The sequence below is a fragment of the Prolixibacteraceae bacterium genome (assembly GCA_019856515.1).
GTDB lineage: Bacteria > Bacteroidota > Bacteroidia > Bacteroidales > Prolixibacteraceae > Halosquirtibacter > Halosquirtibacter xylanolyticus.
Genome location: CP082230.1, coordinates 2538362 through 2560002, shown reverse-complemented (window position 1 = coordinate 2560002; position 21641 = coordinate 2538362). Strand labels below are relative to the sequence as shown.

11 protein-coding genes are annotated in these 21641 nt (G+C 35.5%); 9 read left to right on the top strand and 2 right to left on the bottom strand.

What is annotated here, in order from left to right; genetic code table 11:
- Positions 1–3 precede the first annotated feature (3 nt).
- From K5X82_09035 to K5X82_08995, 9 genes are all read left to right on the top strand, one after another.
- Entirely contained in the window at positions 4–1089 is a 1086-nt protein-coding gene (locus K5X82_09035; GenBank protein ID QZT39028.1) for a DUF1573 domain-containing protein, read from the top strand.
- A gap of 520 nt (positions 1090–1609) precedes the next feature.
- On the top strand, positions 1610–2803 hold the full coding sequence (locus tag K5X82_09030; GenBank protein ID QZT39027.1) for a helix-turn-helix transcriptional regulator: 1194 nt from the start codon (positions 1610–1612) through the stop codon (positions 2801–2803).
- Positions 2804–3161: 358 nt separating this feature from the next.
- Positions 3162–6410: a TonB-dependent receptor gene (locus K5X82_09025; protein ID QZT39026.1), complete on the top strand. Its 3249-nt coding sequence runs from the start codon at positions 3162–3164 to the stop codon at positions 6408–6410.
- Positions 6411–6428: 18 nt separating this feature from the next.
- Positions 6429–8258: a RagB/SusD family nutrient uptake outer membrane protein gene (locus K5X82_09020; GenBank protein QZT39025.1), complete on the top strand. Its 1830-nt coding sequence runs from the start codon at positions 6429–6431 to the stop codon at positions 8256–8258.
- Positions 8259–8283: 25 nt separating this feature from the next.
- A complete protein-coding gene (locus tag K5X82_09015; GenBank protein QZT39024.1) occupies positions 8284–11295 on the top strand; it encodes a SusC/RagA family TonB-linked outer membrane protein in 3012 nt (1003 codons plus the stop codon).
- An 11-nt stretch (positions 11296–11306) separates the two neighbouring features.
- Positions 11307–13022: a RagB/SusD family nutrient uptake outer membrane protein gene (locus tag K5X82_09010; GenBank protein QZT39023.1), complete on the top strand. Its 1716-nt coding sequence runs from the start codon at positions 11307–11309 to the stop codon at positions 13020–13022.
- A gap of 549 nt (positions 13023–13571) precedes the next feature.
- The gene (locus tag K5X82_09005; GenBank protein QZT39022.1) at positions 13572–14957 is read left to right on the top strand and encodes a C1 family peptidase; all 1386 of its coding nucleotides are present in this window, start codon (positions 13572–13574) and stop codon (positions 14955–14957) included.
- A 380-nt stretch (positions 14958–15337) separates the two neighbouring features.
- Complete coding sequence (gene mtaB / locus K5X82_09000) at positions 15338–16660, top strand: tRNA (N(6)-L-threonylcarbamoyladenosine(37)-C(2))-methylthiotransferase MtaB (GenBank protein ID QZT39021.1); 1323 nt, start codon at positions 15338–15340, stop codon at positions 16658–16660.
- Positions 16661–16927: 267 nt separating this feature from the next.
- The gene (locus tag K5X82_08995) at positions 16928–19324 is read left to right on the top strand and encodes a tetratricopeptide repeat protein (protein ID QZT39020.1); all 2397 of its coding nucleotides are present in this window, start codon (positions 16928–16930) and stop codon (positions 19322–19324) included.
- A gap of 237 nt (positions 19325–19561) precedes the next feature.
- Here K5X82_08995 and K5X82_08990 read toward each other — a convergent pair whose 3' ends face one another.
- Complete coding sequence (locus tag K5X82_08990; GenBank protein ID QZT39019.1) at positions 19562–20128, bottom strand: YceI family protein; 567 nt, start codon at positions 20126–20128, stop codon at positions 19562–19564.
- A gap of 171 nt (positions 20129–20299) precedes the next feature.
- Complete coding sequence (locus K5X82_08985) at positions 20300–21472, bottom strand: hypothetical protein (protein QZT39018.1); 1173 nt, start codon at positions 21470–21472, stop codon at positions 20300–20302.
- Positions 21473–21641 lie beyond the last annotated feature (169 nt).

Below are 21641 nucleotides of genomic sequence, written 5' to 3'. Positions count from 1 at the left end.
CGCATGAAGAAGTTTTTATCTTTTTTCGTCATGATGCTAGCCATCAACATTACGTTGTTAGCACAAGCTCCTAAAGGTCATATTGAGTTCGAGTCTTACGAACACAACTATGGGGTAATTAAAGAAGCTGACGGTAAAACAACTTACAATTTTAAATTTAAAAATACGGGTAAAGCACCACTAATCATCGTGAATGCTCAGCCTTCATGTGGGTGTACAACTCCTGTATGGAAAAGACGTCCTATTCCTCCTGGAGGTAGTGATGTATTAGCTGTGACGTTTGATCCGGCGAATAGACCTGGTGCTTTTACAAAATCCGTAAGAGTTTCCTCTAATGCAGATAATAATAATATTATGCTTCGCATTATGGGAGAGGTTATTGGTCGTGAACGTACGCCACAAGAGTTATTTCCTCGCAAGGTTGGTTTAATAAATATGGCAACCAACTATATTGCTTTTACACGAGTTATGAATACTAAGGTGGTAGAGAAGAGCCTTGATTTCTATAACTTTGGAGAGAAGCCCGTTGCATTAGGATTAGCAAGAAAGCCCTCTTTTATTTCTGTGAAATTTGAACCTGAAAATGTTGCTCCAGGTGAAAAAGGAAGAGTAATTGTGAAATATGATGCGAGTAAGGCAAATATCTTTGGATATGATTCACAACGAATCTATTTAAAGATGAATGGAAACGAAGACTACAACTACTCTATTGGTGTGAGTGCTACTGTTGTTGAAGATTTTTCTAAACTTTCAGCAAAAGAGCGTGCAAATGCACCTTCAATTCGTTTTGATAGTAAAGAGTTTAATTTCAAGAAAATTAAGCAAGGAGAGAAGGCGGAACATGTTTTTGTTATCAAGAATAAGGGAAAGTCAAACTTGTTAATTCATAAGGTGAAAGCGTCTTGTGGTTGTACGGCTGTGACTCCAGATTCTAAAATGATTGCTCCAGGAGAATCAACAAATATGAAGGTCGTTTTTGATTCTCATGGTAAACATGGTCGTCAATACAAAACCGTAACCATCATAACAAATGATCCAAATCAGCCAACTTCAATTTTAAAAGTAATTGGGGAAGTGGTTTCTGAATAGGTCAATAGTACAATAATATAGAGAGGAAATCATTCGTTTGATTTCCTCTTTTTTATTTAATTATTTTTTAGGAAATACGATAATTGTGAATGTTTACACCATAAACATATAAAGGTGTACTTAATTGAATAATAGTATACCTTAATTGAATAATACTATCGCGTTTTATGTGTCTATATCTTCGCTAATTGATTGAATTAGTTCTAGTTTTATATCAGATCCTGTGACTCTGTTTTGATTTAGGATCAGCTAATAAAACGACTAAAACTAAATACCAACTAACAATGAAAATCAATTATCGTAACTTCATTGGAGTGAAGCATCGTCTTGTACTCCATAATTCTCCTCATTCTTTAATCAGTAATGTTCCTTTGCCTATTTGTAGTTTGAATGTTAATAATGGGCTATGATTTATTTTTTTTAAAGAATAAATCTATAGTTTTTTTTATTGTTTGTAATTTTAATTAACAGTCTACAAATTATGTATACTATTACCTAAAGATAGATACCTATGGTAAGGATGAAATTAGGGTTTTCTCGAGAAACACAATCTTGTGGAGAGTTTGTGTACCCCCAAAGTCAATCATTGATTGAACGACTCTGTAAGAAAATTATTGTAAGGTGTGAGAAGGTTGAAGGTGAGGTTTTACGTTTAATTGATCAAGATAGTGTCTCTAAAGAAGTTTTGAATAAATACATTGAGATAAAGGAGATATTAGACACAATTAAAGATGTTAGTTCGACTGTTCCTATTTCAACTGATAGTCGCGATAATGCCCCTAACCTGTTTCTGTTGTGTCAATTATTCAAGGAGCAGTTATTACAATCATGTAAAGTTAACTCTATACATTTTTGTAATCCACATAAAATGCAGAAGACGTTTGCTCATATACCAGTAGAGCGTTTTTTATTAATGATGAATTATTTTATTCATACATGGCAAACATCCTATAGTTATGCTATTTTGGATAAGATCTCTTTCATGTCATTGGATTTGAAAGGTAGATGGCAAATGGAGTTTAATTTCAATTATTTACTTAAAAGGCCAGGTTTCATTACTTATATTAAAAAGATAACAACACAAAGAGAAATAATAGAGGTTATTTTTAAAGAAAATTCTAAAATAATTTCTTCTCTTCTAGACGCGTCTAATGCTGAAATTAAAGTTGATGTAATAGGTGGGATTCAAGTTGTTATTTCTCTGATATTTAAATCGTCAAACCAAGAGATTGGATTAAGGACTTTAGAAAAAGAAAGAGTTTTATTAGATCGTATTAATGAGGATACGATAGCTCATAAAAAAACGAGCGTCTTATTAAGTCTTATTGATGATAAATCATTGAATCTAAGTTTTATAAAAAAAGACTGGGAGAAGCTTAATGGAATTGATATTGTAATATTGCAAAAATTGGTAAAAGAAGTATATGACCATATTGATCATTCAAGTTATAATATAAAAGATTTGGCAGAAAGTATGGGAATGGGACGTACTTCTCTTTTTCATAAAATTAAAAGTATTACAGGCTTAACCCCTAATGACTTTATTCTTAATATGAGACTTGAAAAAGCCAAAATACTTTTAGAAAAAAGAGTGGATATGCAGGTCTCTGAAATTGCTTATTGTGTTGGATTCTCTTCACCATGTTATTTTAGCCGCAGTTTTAAATCACATTGTGGCGTTTCACCTAAAGTTTTTCGTGAACAATTAGGGTAAAATAATTCTTGGGTTTGAGTTATTAATTTTCTCCTATTCTTTAACATCACTTCGATAACCAATTATTTAAAGTTGTCCTCTCATCGCTTTGTGATAATGAAGGGATAATTTTATGAACTATATGTAAAGTAATTGTACGGGAATTCAATATTAATGAACTCCTGTACAATTGACATAATCCAAGCAGCCTTATATTTGGTTTCCATGATATGGCCTGTAAAACAAACGATTGCATAACTCAAAGAAATAGAAATACTGAGAAGTATTGTAGTTTCTTTATGGATGTGGTTGATCGTAGGCATATGTGATGATTAATTCGAACAATATCTAACTATTCTTAGTATCTAAACAGACGTTTATGAACAATCTTAGAGCAATGGTCTATTGCAATAAAAGGAGTATTCTATTACGACTTTGTGCTTGGATCTTTCTAATGGGGGTGAGTCCCCAACTTTATGCTGCAGATAGCGGTGGAGCAAATGCAGTTCAACAGAGTACCTCCCGAACCATTAAAGGTGAGGTAAAAGATGGAGATGGTTATCCTATCCCAGGAGCTGCCGTAATGATTAAAGGAACAACCTCAGGTACTGTGACAGACTTTGATGGTAATTTCACATTGAAGGTAAAAGATAGCAATGCTTCGATTGTTGTCTCTTTTATGGGGTATGAGCCACAGACTATAATGGTCGGCTCTAAAAGTGTATTCAAAATTGAGCTTGAAGCTAGTAGTATCAATTTAGGTGAAGTCGTTGCAGTGGGTTATGGTACACAAAAGAAGGAGACTTTAACTGGTGCAATTTCTTCAGTGGAAACTGATGCATTGGTGCGTTCTCCAAATGCGAGTGTCGCTAATTCCTTGGCAGGTCAGATCACAGGACTCTCTTCAATTCAAACAAGTGGTCAGCCTGGGGCTGAAGATCCCAATATCTTTATTCGTGGTACAGGATCATTAACAGAAGGTGCATCAAAACCTTTAATCTTAGTGGATGGGGTAGAAAATGATTTCTTCCAAATGGATCCTAACGAAATCGAGTCAATCTCAGTGCTTAAAGATGCCTCAGCAACAGCTGTGTTTGGTGTACGTGGTGCAAATGGGGTGATTCTTGTTACCACACGACGAGGAAAGGATGGTCCTGCACAAATTACGATCAACTCTTCGGTTGGTATTCAAAGCCCAACAGCTTTATTGGATATGGCAGATAGTTATTCATTTGCACAAGCAGTTCGTAAGATGAACATTAGAGATGGATTGTCCAGAGAGAATTCATTTTCTGATTATGATATGGAAAGATTTCGTTTGAAAGATGATCCATTACTTTACCCAGACGTGGATTGGAGAGAAGAGTTGATGAATAAACAGTCTCTTCAAACACAACACAATGTGAATATCTCAGGTGGAACCAAGAAAGTGAAATACTTTACCTCTTTAGGCTTTTTATATCAAGAGGGTTTGTTTAAGAAACTCGAAGGTTTAGATTACGACAACAACTTCGACTATACGCGTTTTAATTACCGTTCAAATATCGATATCAATATTACAAAATCTACACTCTTAAAGTTAGGTATTGGTGGTATTGTTGGAAATACACAGTCTCCATTAAATATGACTTGGCAAGATCTAAATATATCTGCACCAATGGTGTCTCCTGGGGTTGTTAATGGAAGACTAAATATGGTCGACCCTAATAGATACTACGGGATTCTGATGGATAACAATGTATTGAAAAAGTACTATGGTGCGGGTTACAAGAATAATGTAAAGAATACGATGAACCTAAATTTGGCGTTAAAACAGAAGCTAGATTTTGTTACCAAAGGTCTTTCATTTGAAGTAAAAGGTGCCTATAATACTACTTATACAGTAGAGAAAAAGGCGGTAGGTAAACGAGAGTATTACCAAATATATTATACATCAGAGATTGATGGATCAACACTAATGCCTGGTGATGAAGGGTATAACTACGAGCATGCATATAAAATTATGGAGAAAGATGCTCCATTGAAATATGAGAACAAGATTGCAGGTAGAACAAGAGATTGGTATTTTGAAACAAGTTTACGTTATAATAGAAAATTTGGGAATCACTCTATTGGCGGTTTGATACTATATAACCAAACTAAGAAATACTATATTAAAAAGCCCGAAAGATTTGAGTCTATACCTACCGGTTATGTTGGTTTAGTCGGTCGTATTACATATGATTATAAATCTAAGTATGTGGCAGAGATCAATGCAGGATATAATGGATCAGAAAATTTTGCCCCTGGTAAAAGATATGGACTATTCCCTTCTTTATCGTTAGGGTATGTGATTTCAGAAGAAGACTTCATGAAGAACCAAAATTTAATTAGTTATTTGAAAATTAGAGGTTCTATAGGTCTTGTTGGTAATGACAGAATGGATGGAAGACGTTTCATGTACCTGCCTAATTCTTATGCATTAGGACTTGGAGATTATCATAAAACATTTAAGTTGTATACCAATGGATATAACTATGGACAGAATAGTACATTATGGAGAAAAGGTGTTGCAGAGGGAGCGATTGGAAACCCTGATCTTACATGGGAAACAGCACAAAAGACCAATATTGGTTTAGATGCTCATTTCCTTGATAACCGTTTGAAATTTGTTGGAGACATTTTCTATGATGATCGTAAAGATATCTTGATTTCTCGCAAAACAGTCCCTTTTATGGCTGGATTTGGGAATAAGTTTCCATCTGTAAATATGGGACGTGTGAAGAATCATGGATATGAGTTACAACTTGGTTGGAATGATAAAGTAGGTGATTTCAAATACAATGTATCTGCAAACGTATCTTATGCAAAGAATGAAATTATATTCCAAGACGAGGTCCCTTCAAGACCAGGAGAAGAATATCTACTAAAAACAGGGTATGAAGTAGGAGCAATTTTTGGTTATGAATATGATCGACTGTTTACGGAAGATGATTTTAATATCACTACTGCAGCGGATGGTATAAAAACATATGTAATGAAAGATGGGATCCCTGATCATAGAAATGTAAAGATCCGCCCAGGTGATGCGAAATATGTCGACTTAAATGGAGATGGACAGATTGATTCTTTTGACCAACACTACTTGGCTACTTCAAAACGTCCGGATTATACTTTCGGATTGAATATGGGTTTCTCTTACAAAGGAATATTTGCATCTATGAACTGGACAGGAGTTACGGGTAGAACACTTCTTTTAGATGGTCCTTTTAGAGAAATCGGTTCTGAAAAAGGGAACAACCGAAACTATATGAAATACATTATTGATAATTCTTGGCAAGAAGAAACTGCTGGTCAGTCTGAATTTCCTCGTATGGTCAATGGAACTTCAAGTAACAACAAATTTACATCGGATGTTTGGTTGAGAGATGGGTCCTATATCAAGTTGAAGAATGTAACCTTGGGGTATCGATTCAATAAAAGCAGTGTAGAACGGTTTGGGTTAAAAGGATTAGAGGTGAAACTAACGGGGTATAATCTATTGTCATTCTCAAAATTCGACATTATGGACCCAGAGTCTGAACCAAACTACAATGACAAATATCCTGTTGTTAAGATCTTTAATCTAGGAGCTACACTTCGTTTCTAATCGTGAAATAAGAATATTATGAAAAAGACATATATAATTGTATTTGCATTATGTGCCTTGTTGATCAGTAGTTGTGAGGATTTCAAAGTTGGGGACAATTTCTTAGATAAACCTAATGGTGGAGATAAAACTATTGAAGATGTATATAGTAATAAACTTAATGCAGATCAAGCGCTTGCAACCTGTTATCATACATTAAGAACTAGAATTATTGATGGTACTGGTTATAAATACCAGGGAATTGATCAGTTAACGGACTATATGGCTGGAAAACGTCCAACAGCATATCATGATGGATCAATTAACTCAAGTACGCAACCAACATACGATATTCCTGCCAACGAATTACGCATTCTTTGGACTTACATTGAGAATGTGAATAAAGTCCCTGATATGACCGATGAGGAGAAAGCAACCCGAAAAGCTGAGGTTAAGGTTCTTGTGGCATATCATTACTTAGAAATGCTTCGCTACTTTGGAGGAATGCCTAAAATAGATCATGTATATCTTCCTTCAGAAAATACTTACATGGAGCGTATGACAGTCCAAGAGCATGCCGATTTTATTGTCAAGTTGTGTGATGAAGCAGCGAAAGTGCTGCCTTGGCATGCCGCAGAGGATGATTTTGGTCATTTAACTGCTGCTGCTGCAAAAGCGGTGAAGTTTAAGACTCTTCATTACATTGCTAGCCCACTATTTAATAGTGCAAACCCTTTTAAAGACGGGGAAGCTTCAGCGAAGTTCATCACTTGGTTAGGTAATTACAAAGAGAGTCGTTGGCAAGATGCTTTAGATGCAGGTATGGATTTCATGAGAACTAATACTAAAAATGGGGACTGGTTTGGTTTAGTATTACCGAAAGATAATACTCTAAATGGTTATAGAGATGCTTATGCAGATGGCTATCTAAATCGTAATAATGGAGAAATTATCTTTCCAGTTCAGAAGACAGCTCGTTGGCTGAAAAACATACGTGCATTTGGTAATACACGTTATGGAATGAATATGCCAAGTTTTGAACATGTAAATGGGTATGAGTTTACGGATGGATCGCTTCCTGTCTTAGACACAAATGCTTCAGCAGAAGAGCTAGCGAATAATGAGTATTTCCAAAATCCTTACTTCAAAAAACACGCTCCAAAAACAAAATATAAAGACTTAGAGTATATCCGTGATCCTCGTATGTATGAGAATATTGTGGTTAATGAAGATCGTTGGCAAGGACGTGAGGCAGAGGTTTATAACAAAGGACGTGAAGGAATTAATAATCCAGGCTACTTTAAAAGTTTATGTCTAAATGGGTTCGGAACGCGAAAATGGACCCGAGATTATAAAAATGAGATTTTAAATCGTCCTTTTTGTAATGCCTATATCCGTATGCCGGAGATTTACCTAGGAATTGCGGAGTGTATGGCAGAGTTAAACATGCTTGGAGCAGATGAATTCGGACATGATGTATACTACTATCTCAACCAAACTCGTCAACGTGTGGGACTTATTCCTGTGGCTGCTACAAATGTGACTGGAACAATGCCTGCCCGACTAATCTGCGATTCTAAGGAGAAGTTACTAAACATCATTTTGTATGAGCGTAAAGTTGAATATGTAATGGAGCAAGAAAGATTCTTTGATATCAATCGTAGAATGATCAGCGAAGTGCTTAAATACAAGCGCCATATTATTTATACGACAAAACAGCCTGATGGTTCTTTTAAGATTGAACTACGTGATTTTAAGTGGACTCCATTTACATGGGCAGACAATTGGGATAATAAGTACTACTTACAACCCATTCCTGTTAACGAGATTAACAAGCAATATGGTTTGATTCAAAACCCAGGATGGTAGAGTTTAGATCAAAAAAAGAAACGACATGAAAAAATATATATTATCGATACTCTTATCGATCATTTGTACCGTTACAGCGATTGCACAGCAGGTTAGCGGTGTGGTGTTAGATCGTAATGGAGACCCTATGAAAGGCGTCAAAGTTTCTGTGGTAAGTACTAAATCAATTCATACTTTAACAGACGACAGTGGTATCTTTATTCTTGAAACCGCAGATCCATATATTGAGATAAATTATGCCGATCGTATGGTCAAAAGAGTGTGGGCGAAAGAACAGAATAATCAAATAATTCTTGAAGAGAACGACTTGTTGATTGAGAGTCAAGTAGAGGCGATATTGAAAAGAACATCTACTGCTGCAACAAGTTCAGTAACCTATAATGAATTACATCGCAATGCATCAAATAATGTGGAGTCACTATATCAAGGCTATTTAACAGGGCTTTATAATAAAAATGTTCGTGGTCAAGGTAGTGCACTTCAGATTGTAGATGGTTTAGAAAGAACGATCGAAAATGTAAACCCAGAAGATATTGAGTCGGTTACTGTATTGAAAGATGCAGCAGCCTTGGCTTTATATGGTGTAAGAGGTGCGAATGGAGCGATTGTTGTAACGACCAAAAGAGGTGCGTATAACAGTTTTAATATTAAAGCAGATTATAAACGCGGTCAGATTACTGCGATCAATAACCCTAAAATGTTGGATGCTGCAGGATATGCCACTGCTGTAAACGAAGCGCTTTACTATGACAACTACTATGGGGTTGATCCTGCAACTATACCTGCAGGAGTGAATCAAATGTTCTCTAGATATTCTCAGCAACAGATTGACTACTATCGTAATGGGGCAGGTGATGGCTATGATGCAGACTTGTATCCAAACGTAGATTGGGTCGGAGAAGGAACACGCAACCATGCTGTGAATAATGTTTTTAACATGACTTTTGATGGCGGAGGTAAGAATATTCGTTATTACACAAATATCAATTATCAAAACAACAAAGAGTTCTTGAATCCTGATTATGCAGAAAGAAGTGGTAAGTATGATACACAATTTAGAGATTATCAGCTAAATGTAAGAACCAATTTAGATATTGATATTACAAAGTCAACATTAGTTCGTGTAGATCTGAATGGTCGTCTAGTGGAAAATACTGCACCTAATTTGGGAACATATAAGAAAAACAATAAAGATGTACGATATGATGACTCGAAAGCTTACGAATGGTTATTTGCTACTCCTTCATTGGCTTTCCCTGTTAGAACGACCTCTGATCAATGGGGTGGTGATGAGATTTATAAGAGAAATCCAATAGCGATTAATTCTAATAAAGGTTTTTACCAAACCACCATGAGAATGTTTAGGTCAAACTTCAGTGTGGAACAAGATCTATCCGTATTAACAAAAGGGTTAAAAGCTTCTGCTGGTATTGCGTATGATAACACGGGCATATATCAGAAGACAGGCTCTCAGACTTATGCTTATGAAACCAATCAACTCATTTTAAACCCTGCGTCTGGACTACTTGAAAAACAAAGTACTGTTATTGGGGAAAATGGAGCATTTAATGAAAGCGTGAAGGGGCTTAAAACACAGTATATCCGTTATGCGATAAAAGGTAATCTGTCTTGGAATCGTGCTTTTGGTCAACACAATATCAATACTGTTTTACAGTACAGAAGAGAGTCGAATAACCCTACTGGTACTTATACAACCAGAGAAAATACCGTTGGGGTAGTGAACTACAACTATGGCAATCGATATTTCTTAGATATGTCTTTGAATTATAGTGGGTCGAGTAAATTGCCTAAGGGAGATAAATTCAAATTATATCCTTCTATATCTGCTGGATGGGCCCCAATAATGGATACTGATAAAACATTAGGTTACCTTAAGATTCGTGGTTCCTATGGACGTGTTGGATATGATAATGTCCCTAGATTGTATATGGATAAGCAGTATTGGGTTACAGGTACAGGCTATAGTCTTTTTGGCCCCAATGCAAAGATTGGCACTAGTGGATCATTAAAAGAAGGAACCATTGCCAATCCAAATTATACAATTGTTGACGATACAAAGTATAATGTAGGTGTGGATGGTGTACTATTTAACAACCTATCGTTCACTGCCGACGCATTTTATACTCAAAGACGTGATGCTTACGTTGATTCACAAAATATCATTTCTGAAGTATTGGGTGTTCCTGCTCCTCAAGTAAACAAAGGGTCTACCGACTATAAAGGACTTGAGTTAGGGTTGAACTATCAAAAGGATGGGAAGGATTTCTCTTATTATATTGGAGCTACTACAACATATCAAGTGTCGGAGATAATTGAGAATGGAGAAAAATTCCCTGTAGAGCCTTATTTGACGCGTAAAGGAAACCGTGTAGGACAACATTATGGTTTAGAGTCAATAGGTTACTTTAATTCATGGGAGGAGATTAATGATCCAACTACTCCAAGACAATTTTTCTCAGATGTTCGCCCTGGAGATGTTCGTTATAAAGACCAAAACGGGGATGGTAAAGTCAATGAATTAGATGTGGTTAAGATTGGTCAAACAAGCACACCTCAGATCTATGGTGGAATTTACTTTGGAATGGAGTATAAAGGATTCGGGGTTGATGTAATGTTGCGTTATGCTACCATGTTTGATGTACACCAAAGCAATGGACAAATATACCAACCTCTTAGAGGCAAGAACAATATCTCGGATTGGTACTACACTGATGGGAATGTACGATGGACAGAAACGACCAAAGATCAAGCAAACTTACCTCGTTTGTCTACGCTGAACAATGCAAACAATTACCAGAAAAGCACGCAATGGCTAGAAGATGGATCTTTCCTTAACATCTCTAACGTGAAGGTATACTATACGCTTCCAAAGAACTGGGTGAAGCAAATAAAACTTGAGGAGTTGAAGGTGTATGTAGCAGGTAATGATCTTTATACTTTTGATCATATTAAATATAAAGGTACTAAATTAGAAGAGAGAAGAAGTCTTTTTGCAGGTATCGAGATTAAATTTTAAATGGCATGAAAATGAATAGGTTAAATAAGATAAAAGCATTAGTGCTTGTTTTTGCATGCTTTCATTTCGTGGCATGTGAAAGTTTCCTAGATATAGATGAGTCTACGGGAAATGATAAGGAAACAGTATATCGCTATTTCACCAGTATGAATGCTTTAACAGGGCATCTATACAGCGGCCTTAATAGTGATTTTGGTAATATAAGTGGAGCTTTAAGAGAATCGGCAACGGATAATGCACTTTATACGGATCCAAAAGGCCAAGTCTATGATATTTACAATGACCTATGGTCTCCATCAAACCGTATCGATGATGTTTGGAAGAAATATTATGGTTATATTCGATCGGCAAACTCTTTCCTAGAGAATTTTGATATTTCAAGAGTTGAACGTTATAAGTATGATCCTGATTATAAAGATAAGCTTCTTCCTGCTGCATTAATGTATCCGAATGAAGTTCGTATCCTACGAGCTTACTACTATTTTGAATTGATCAAAAGATATGGAGATGTTCCTCTTCTAACACGTACTTATGAAATAGAAGAAGTGAATACTCTTAAGAAAAGTACTTTTCATGAAGTGGTGAAATATATTGTAGACGAGTGTGATCAGGTCGCTCCTTTACTACCTATTTCTCATCAAGTTGTAACCGTTGATCCGAATGGATTCTTAGGCGAGACAGGGCGTGTTACTAGAGGTACAGCCATGGCAATAAAAGCAAGAGTACTTCTTTATGCAGCAAGTAAATTACATAATCCAACGAACGATAAAGAGAAATGGAAACTTGCAGCCAAAGCTTCTTTAGATTTAATTCAATCTGGATGGTATTCACTACAAGGTGAAGATGCAGATCCACTATTTACAAAATATGATAATGGTGTTCTAACTTCTAAACAGTTGATTTTTGAGCGTCGTAATACGCCTCAGGCAACTTTCGAGCAGAACAATTTACCCTACAATCTTGAAGGAATCTCATCTGGAGGTAAGAATGTTCCGTCGCAAAACTTAGTAGATATTTACGAAATGTCAGATGGAACTCCATTTGATTGGGGTAATGCTGCGCATAAAGATCAACCATACTTTGATGCAACTGGTAAGAAAATTAGAGATCCTAGACTCTACAGAAATGTTAAGGTCAACGGTGTATTGTTTAATTATAATAAACAAAAAATCAATCTTAATACGGTAGAAAATGGCGCACACTATACTTCTATTCTAGGTATGATTAACAGCGGGTACTATATGAATCGTTATATAGATCCTAATGTAAACCTAGTTGCTGGTCGTGTAGACAAATATGGACATCATTATGCGCTTTATCGATATGCGGAGGTGTTACTTAACTATGCAGAGGCTGCGTATGAAGTATTTGGATCAGTAAATGGTACAGATGCAGAGCTAACACTATCTGCTTATGATGCAATAGCTCAAGTTCGTGATGCTGCCGGTATGCCAATGCCAGCATTATTAGATATGGATTATATTCGCGATGAGCGTCGTAGAGAGTTGGCTTTCGAAGACCATCGTTTCTGGGATCTTAGACGTTGGAAAATGGGTGAGAAAGTAAAAGAGATATATGGTGTTCGTATTACTCAAGAAGGAGGTAATACGATCTATACTCGAGTTAAATTACAAGATCGTGTTTGGAACGATAAGATGTACTTTTATCCTTTCTCTCTAAATGAGAATGCAATTAATCCAAATTTGACACAGAATCCAGGATGGTAGATTGGTATTAGACTGAAATTTAAACAATAAAGGATGGAAGTAATAGCCAAGTTTGATGTTAAGTAAACACTTAACTCGAATAAGTATTTCTTCTATCTTTTTAATATACAAAAACAAATCGATTTATAGTTAGTGTTTGAGAGAGTCTATGACTCTCTTTTTTATGTTATAATATTCCATTTATCAATTGAGTAAAAGTGGTTTCGATCTATCTACATTGTATTTTAGATTGTTCTTTTATTTAAGATGTTGTATATAATGTGTTGTGTCTAGTTTGTTGTGGGCTGCATTTTGAGTGTGTTTCATTAATGCTCAAGAGTGTAAAATTGATGGGGTTAAAATCAGTTTTAAATGTTTTTAAGTCGGATTGGATTTATGTAGTTGTTAATCCTGGGAGATGGAACTTTGAATTGATAGTACTGTGAAAATTATGAAAAATAAGTGGTAGTTTAGAAGGGTAAAGAGAGTAATATCATTTTGTAATGAAATATTATTGTAGATCTTTGTAGTATTAGGAACACATAGAATCGTAACATTAAATCAACCATTATGATTAAAAAGAGTATCGGGTTAGGCTGTTTGTTAGCGCTATCTTCTGTTGTCTTTGGACAAAAACAAGGGGAGTTAACAAAAGCTGACATCCAAGAAATCAGAGGGTCGTATAAGAAAGATAGTTATACGAAAGCGATGGAGAATGCTTTATCTAACAACGATGTAAAGTCGATCGCATATAATAGAGAGAATGCAGGTAAATTTGATCATTATTTTAAATATAAAGTAGACGTCAATGGGATTACAGATCAGGAAAGTTCTGGTCGCTGTTGGTTGTTTACAAGTTTAAATGTATTCCGTCCAAAGGTAATGGATGCATATAAAACTTCTTCTTTTGAATTTTCACAAGTATATCTTTCTTTCTGGGATCTATTTGAGAAGTCAAATTTGTTTTTGAATAATATTATTGAGACATCTAAGCAGCCAATTACTGATCGTGAAGTACGTTGGTATTTTGATGAGGTGATTGGTGATGGTGGTGTTTGGAACCTATTTGTTAACGTAGCTGGAAAATATGGTGCTGTACCAAAGAGTGTGATGCCTGAAACTCATTCTAGTAATAATACACGTTGGATGAATAAGTTATTGGTTCGCAAACTTCGTGAGGATGGTATCCGTCTAAGACAAGCAGCAGAGCAGGGGGCTAAAAAGAAAGAGCTTTATGCGAAGAAGAAAGAGATGATGAAAGCGGTTTATCGTATGCTGTGTTTGAACTTGGGTGAGCCGGTAAAAGAGTTTGAGTGGAGATTCAAAAAGAAAGATGGTTCCTTGAGTGAATTAAAGCGCTATACTCCTCAGTCGTTTTACGATGAAGTGATCGGTAAAGAGAGTTTGAATGATTATGTGATGATCATGAATGATCCGACTCGTCCATACTACAAGTTGTATGAAATACGTAATTATAGAAATACAGAAGAGGGGGTGAACTGGAAATATGTGAACCTTCCGAATGATGTAATTAAGCAGTTTGCTGTGGAGAGTATTAAAGATAATCAAGCAATGTATGCTTCGTGTGATGTAGGTAAACAGATTGATTCGAAACATGGTATCTTAGATACCGACAACTATGACTATAATGCTGTTTATGGTGTAGATTTTGGAATGAACAAGAAAGAGCGTATTTATACTCGTGATAGTGGTTCTTCTCATGCGATGACTCTAGTTGCTGTGGATGTTGATAAAAATGGAAAGTCAACAAAATGGCAGTTTGAGAATAGTTGGGGTGCAAAAAGTGGACATAAGGGATATCTTACATTTTCTGATGATTGGTTTGACAACTACATGTTCCGTGTAGTTATAAAGAAAAAATATTTGGATCAGAAAAGTTTAGACGTATTGAAGAAAAAACCAGTGGTATTACCACCTTGGGATTTCATGTACTAAGAAAGAAATATACACAATGTACTGGAAAAGCATCTTATCTATCATGGATAAGATGCTTTTTTTGTATTATTTCAAAACACTTTTTAGTTTTCAATGTTATTAGGGATGGATTGGATAAAGAACGTTCGATAATTCTCGTTTTTCACTATCATATCTCGAATCCTTTATCCGTATAATTCCACCTTGAGAGCCTTGTCCTACTAAGGCTCTCTTTTTGCAATATATCAAATTATTTCAAATGGCTCTATGATAAGAGTTTTTTTCTTCGAATAAAAAAAGATCTTTTAGTTTGATAATAGGGATTTACATTCTTATTTTTGCCGATCCATATGTATTATATGGTTTGTTTTTAGTTATTTAGACTATTTTGGGAGAGAAAGATGAATACAGAATATATAATGAACTACTCAGATAAAAGAGTAGCTTTCACGACACTTGGGTGTAAATTGAATTTTTCAGAGACTTCAACTATTGCTAGGTCTTTCAAGGAGTTGGGGTTCAATCGAGTTGATTTTAAAGAGTCGGCAGATGTATATGTGATTAATACATGTTCAGTAACAGATGCTGCAGATAAAAAAAGTCGCCAATTAATTAAGCAAGCTGAGAAGCAAAATCCTGCTGCATTTATTGTGGTTATTGGTTGTTATGCTCAGTTGAAGCCTGATGAGATCATTAAGATTCCTGGAGTGGATTTGGTTCTTGGTGCGACAGATAAATTTAATATCACCAAATATTTAGAGAATCTTCAGAAGCATGAAAAAGGTGTTACTTCGACTTGCCAATTTAAGGATATCGAAACATTTAATCATGCTTACTCTTTTGGGGATAGAACACGTACATTCTTGAAAGTTCAAGATGGATGTAATTATTTCTGTAGTTATTGTACCATTCCATTGGCAAGAGGAAAGAGCCGTAATCCAAGTATTGAATCTTTGGTGAAAGAGGCCTATGAAATAGCTTCGAAGGGAACCAAAGAGATTATTCTTACTGGGGTCAATATTGGCGATTTTGGTAGAAGTACAGGAGAGTCTTTTTTAGACTTGATAAAGGCTTTAGATAAGGTTGATGGTATTGAGAGAATACGTATATCTTCTATTGAACCAAATTTATTGACAGATGAAGTCATTGAGTATGCTTCTATTTCAAATAAGATCGCACCACACTTTCATATCCCTCTACAAGCAGGGAATAATCATGTACTTGAGTTAATGAAACGAAAGTATAAGAGAGAGGTGTTTGAAAGTCGTGTTTTAAAGATTAAATCATTGATGCCTCACGCTTTTATTGGTGTTGATGTGATAGCAGGGATGAGTGGTGAAACGAAGGAGTATTTTAATGATGCACTTCAGTTTATTACCAATCTGCCAATTTCTCAATTGCACGTTTTTCCATATTCAGAGCGTTCTAATACGAAAGCTATCGAAATTGATGGTAAGGTGCCAGTGGCCGAAAGAAAAGAGAGAGCAAAACATCTTCAGATGATTTCTGATCGTTTTCTACGCATGTTCTATGAACAAAGTATTGGACAAACGACCAATGTGCTATTCGAAGAGCAAAGAGATAAGTCAAAAATGGTAGGTTGGAGTGATAATTATGTGAAAGTTGAAATGCCTTATGATGCTGAGAAAGTAAATAAAACATTTTCTGTCTGTTTAACAGGTATTAATGAAAAAGGAAATATGGAAGCATCATTTGTTGATTAGAAATATAAAGATATATAAGTCTTTAATTATAGCATGCCACTTTTGTTTTCATAACAAGAGTGGCATTTTTATGCATATTGGTTATGAATAGGCCATTATGAGAACCATTTAAAGGGACTGTACGTTACTCTTGTAACATCTCTTGCAGCTCATGTAACATTTACTATAATGATCGTAATTTATAATGAATTTAAGCATGTTAACAAGTAATCAAGGTGTTGTATTAGAAAAAGATGATTAACTTTCGGACGAGAAAAAAAGCATTTAATGAGTAAAAATAGTATTGCTAGGTATTTTATTATGGCTCCAGTCGTGCTTGGACTGGTTTTTGGAACATTACTTTTCTTTCATGCCTGTAAGAGTGTGAAAAAAGAGGATGTTACGGATGATGGTTATGCCGGATCAGAGAGTTGTAAAGAGTGTCATGAGCGTTTCTATAAGTTATGGGAACCTTCTCATCATGGCAAGGCGATGCAGCCAATTACACCTGAATTTATAACAAAGAATCTTCCTCATTTTCCTGAATGGACTCCTGTCGAAAATGTTCAATTTCGAATTGTAAACAAAAAGGGCAAGTTGATCTATGAGGAACAAGATAAGGATGGTAATGTAACCGATTACGAAGCGGTTTATTCCATGGGAGGAAAGAATATTTACTATTTCATGACGGAATTGGAGAGAGGAAAACTCCAGACACTTCCGTTGGCCTTCGATATTAATAAAAGTGAGTGGTATAATGCACAAGAGAGTGGGATGAGACATTTTGGGGATAGTGATCTCGAAGATGAAGCACTGCCTTGGAAGCATTATATGTATACCTTCAATACAACCTGTCATGACTGTCATGTGAGTCAGATGACAAAGAATTATGATTTAAATACTGATTCATACCATTTAATTTGGAAAGAACCAGGTATCAATTGTGAAGCTTGTCACGGTCCTTCAAAAGATCACATTCGTCTATGTCGTGAGGCAGAAGCGAAAGGTGAAGAGCTTGAAGAGCTTGGTTTGATTTCATGGCGAACATTCGACCACCATCAAAGCGATGCAACATGCTCTGCTTGTCATGCGAAAATGAGCCCACTAACGGCAAAGTTTATGGCAGGAGAGAAGTTTTACGATCATTATAATCTAGTGACATTAGAAAACGTTGATTACTATCCAGATGGTCGTGATTTAGGTGAGAATTACACCTATACCTCATGGAGTCAGAGTCCATGTATACAAGAAGGAGCAGATATGGATTGTGTAACATGTCATACATCAAGTGGTCGCTATCGTTTCGCAAAGAAAGACTTTAATAATGCATGTATGCCTTGTCATAAAGATAAAGTGCAGAATATCTCTGAACATAGTCATCACCCTGCTGAGGGAGAAGCTGGTAAGTGTGTATCATGTCATATGCCAAAAACTGACTTTGCTCGAATGAAGCGATCGGATCACTCTATGAGACCTCCTATGCCACGAGCAAGTATTGAATTTGGGTCACCTAATGCTTGTACAATATGTCACACTGATAAAAGTGATGAGTGGGCTGATAAAGAGGTTCGTAAATGGCATAAGGATGATTACCAAGCGGAAACAATTATGGTGGGGCGCTGGATTAAGGAAGGTAGAGACGGAGAGTGGAAACATCTTCCTGAAATGATCAAATGGATCAAGGCTAACCCAAAGAAAGAGATCTTTATAAATTCGTTGGTGAGAATGATGAATACTTGTAACGATGCTAAGAAATGGGATCTTCTTTATTATTTGTTTGAAAATCATCCTTCTGCATTGGTTCGTTCTTCTGCAATATCTCAAATTGGAATGGATCGTGAAAATCCTAAAACCAAGAAGTTGTTAGTTGAAGCTTTAAATGACTCTTTAAGGTTGGTTAGACGAATGGCTACATCTTCATTGGCTTACTATCCATTAAATACATTTAATGCTTTAGATAGAGAGAAGGTCCGTGAGAATTTGGTGGAGTATGAGAATTCCATGGTAATTCGTCCAGATGATTGGATTGCCCACTATAATTTGGGTAACTTCTATTCTCAGAAAGGGATGCATCAGAAGGCACTCGAAGAGTATAAAATGTCGAGTAAACTGTTTGAAGATGCTGTTGTACCATTAGTTAATGGTGGTTACACAAGTGCGGTGTTAGGTGATTATGCACAAGCCGAAAGCATGCTGAAGAAGGCGCTTGCTATGGAACCAAGTAATGAGGCCGCAAATCTCAATTATGCGCTTCTTCTTGGCGAACAGGGACGAACTAATGAAGCAAAATCTTGTTATGAGAAAGTGCTAAGTGCAAATAATGAATCTGCCGTTGCCGCATTCAATCTAGCGGTAATATATGGTCAAAAGGACTTGTCAAAAGCACTAAAATATAGTAAGCAAGCTTTTAAACATGCAAATAATAATCCTAAATATGGTTATACATATGCATTTTACCTATTACAGGATGGAGATAGAAAAGTTGCGATTAGTGTATTAATGCAGGTCGTGAACGTAGATCCAAACTATCTCGATGCTTGGGTATTCTTAGGACAGATGTATGAGCAAGAGAAGAATTATACCAAAGCCATTGAGGCATGTCAAAAGGCCTTACAAGTTGAGGGGTTACCTGACAGAGCACGTCAAGGTCTTCAACAGAAGATTATGATGTTGAAAAGTAAATAAATAATATTACTATCATATAACTAAAAGAGGCTTCTGATCCAATATGGACAAGGAGCCTCTTCTAGTTATATGAAGTATCGATTCAAATAAGTTTATAAAATGCAATATACCCGTTTGATTCTATTTGTGCCACATTAAAGAATATCATCATACGGAATAACGATGACTCTATCTCTTATCTAGTATAATCGAAGGAGACTCTTAGCCATTTATCATCATTTCAGATGATAATGGGGATTACAGATTCAATTCTACTTCTATTTCAAAGACGTCATCAATCGCTTTGTCTCCTAGGTTGTCAAAGAAAGAGTTTGAACCGTAACGAACATTATATTTCGATCTGTCAATAAGAAGTTTAGCATGAATGCCTGTTTCATGTTTCTCCGCAACAAATGTTATTGGATGTGTTACACCTTTTATGGTAACATTTGCTGTGACCTCTGCCTTGTTATCAACAAATTTATCTGCCTTGGTAATTTTCAGTGTTGCAGTTTCATATTTCTCTACACTAAAGAAATCATCTGATTTCAAGTGTCCAACTAGTTTACTATTATATGTTTTATTGGTAAGATCTACACATGTAATACTATTCATGTCCATTGTAAATTGTCCATCTTTAATTTGCTGTTTACTCATGTCAATAAAACCATCTTTGACTTTGATATAACCATGATGACTTCCTCCAATTTTTTTACCAGTCCATTTTATCTCTGTATTGTTAGAGGTAAAGCTCTGCTTTTTGGCAAAAAGATCTTGTACTCCAAAAATTGTTAGGATAAATGATAAGATTAAAACCTGTTTCATAGCTGCGTTTTTTGAGTACCCATCTAAGCTGAATAAATTAACTTGAGAGGGCTGTTAATATTTTAAAATTAAACTGTAGAACTAATAACATCAAAGGACTAAAAATGTTCTTTGTTGTTAATAAAGACATTGTGACGTTTATTGCAAATTGAGTGAATAGTATTTAGTCTATCAATTAATGTTATGGTTAATACTGTTGCGTAATATAACTCCATATCTTGACTGCTCTGCCCATACTCCAGTAGTGTAGTATTCCAAATCATAGTAGAAGTAATGATATGGAATAAACATAGATATCCCACAATGGTCTTCTGCTTTAGATCGCCCAAGAAGGATATCCACATTTTTGGTGTAAATTACCATTTGGCTAATGCTTTGTTTCAACTTAGTACATTCAGCTTCTGTGAAATGTGCCTCTACAGTTTTCATAAAGTCTTTAAATGGAGTGTGGTTAAAGAACTCAATCTCCCCATTGTAAAATAGGTTGTTATAGTTCATATAACTAGTCGAGATAATATGATTCATTGTTTGTATTAATCGATCGACTTCAGATGTTTTATATAATGAAAGGGTGCCGAATTGCTTACTCGTTTTCTCTTGATTTATATAGTAGTGTATGTAGGTTTCACATGCTTTTACCAATCTAGTTTCAAGGTCATCATTTTTGTTCGTAATTGCTTTCATAAATTGATTATATGGATAACCATCTTCTAATATCAGATCCGTGGAAGCTGCGATGTAATTGCAGATATCTTTAAGCTCGCTTATAACTTCAATATCTCCCATAAGACAAGCATCAAAAAGGATATATTCATACAGTGTCTTATTGTGTCTAGAGAGTACAGACTTTAGTGCTACTGTAAGGTCTTTGATTGACATATCATTCCCATTATCGTCACCAAATGATTTATTCGTATAGGATGGAGCAGGTGCCATCCATCCTGAGCCATGTGACCAAAGTACTAGCCCGATTGTTTCTGAAGGATAGTGAGTTAATACATGATCAATTATTTTAGCAACAGTAGACTCGCATCCTGAATCTAAGTTTTCAAAAGTTGCTACTGGATTCCCTCTAGTTGCATCTAGATTGTCTGGCACCAATTTATAAATATAGGAGTTCTTTTCACCTTGATCTAGATATACAAACACATCTGCATCAGGATCTATTCCTTCCACCATATCTTCGATATTAAGGTCTGCAACTTCCTTAAGGTTGTTATCTGCACACATGTAAACAATAATTGCTTCTTTGAGTTTAATTGAAGCTTCATGATCTTCTTGTTGGCAAGAAAAAAGTAGAGGAGAGATTAATAACAGAATTAAAAAGGTTGAAAGCTTTTTCATAAAGATATATTAAACACGTTTGTAAAATATCAAGTGAGCCTTCTGAGTATGAAAGATGGTGGTTTATTTGAATTAACCCATCTCCTACTATTTTTGTTTAAAAACAACAGCAGTTATTATCGGAGATTAATAAAAAACACACTGAAGTTATTTGCTTCAATGTGTTTCA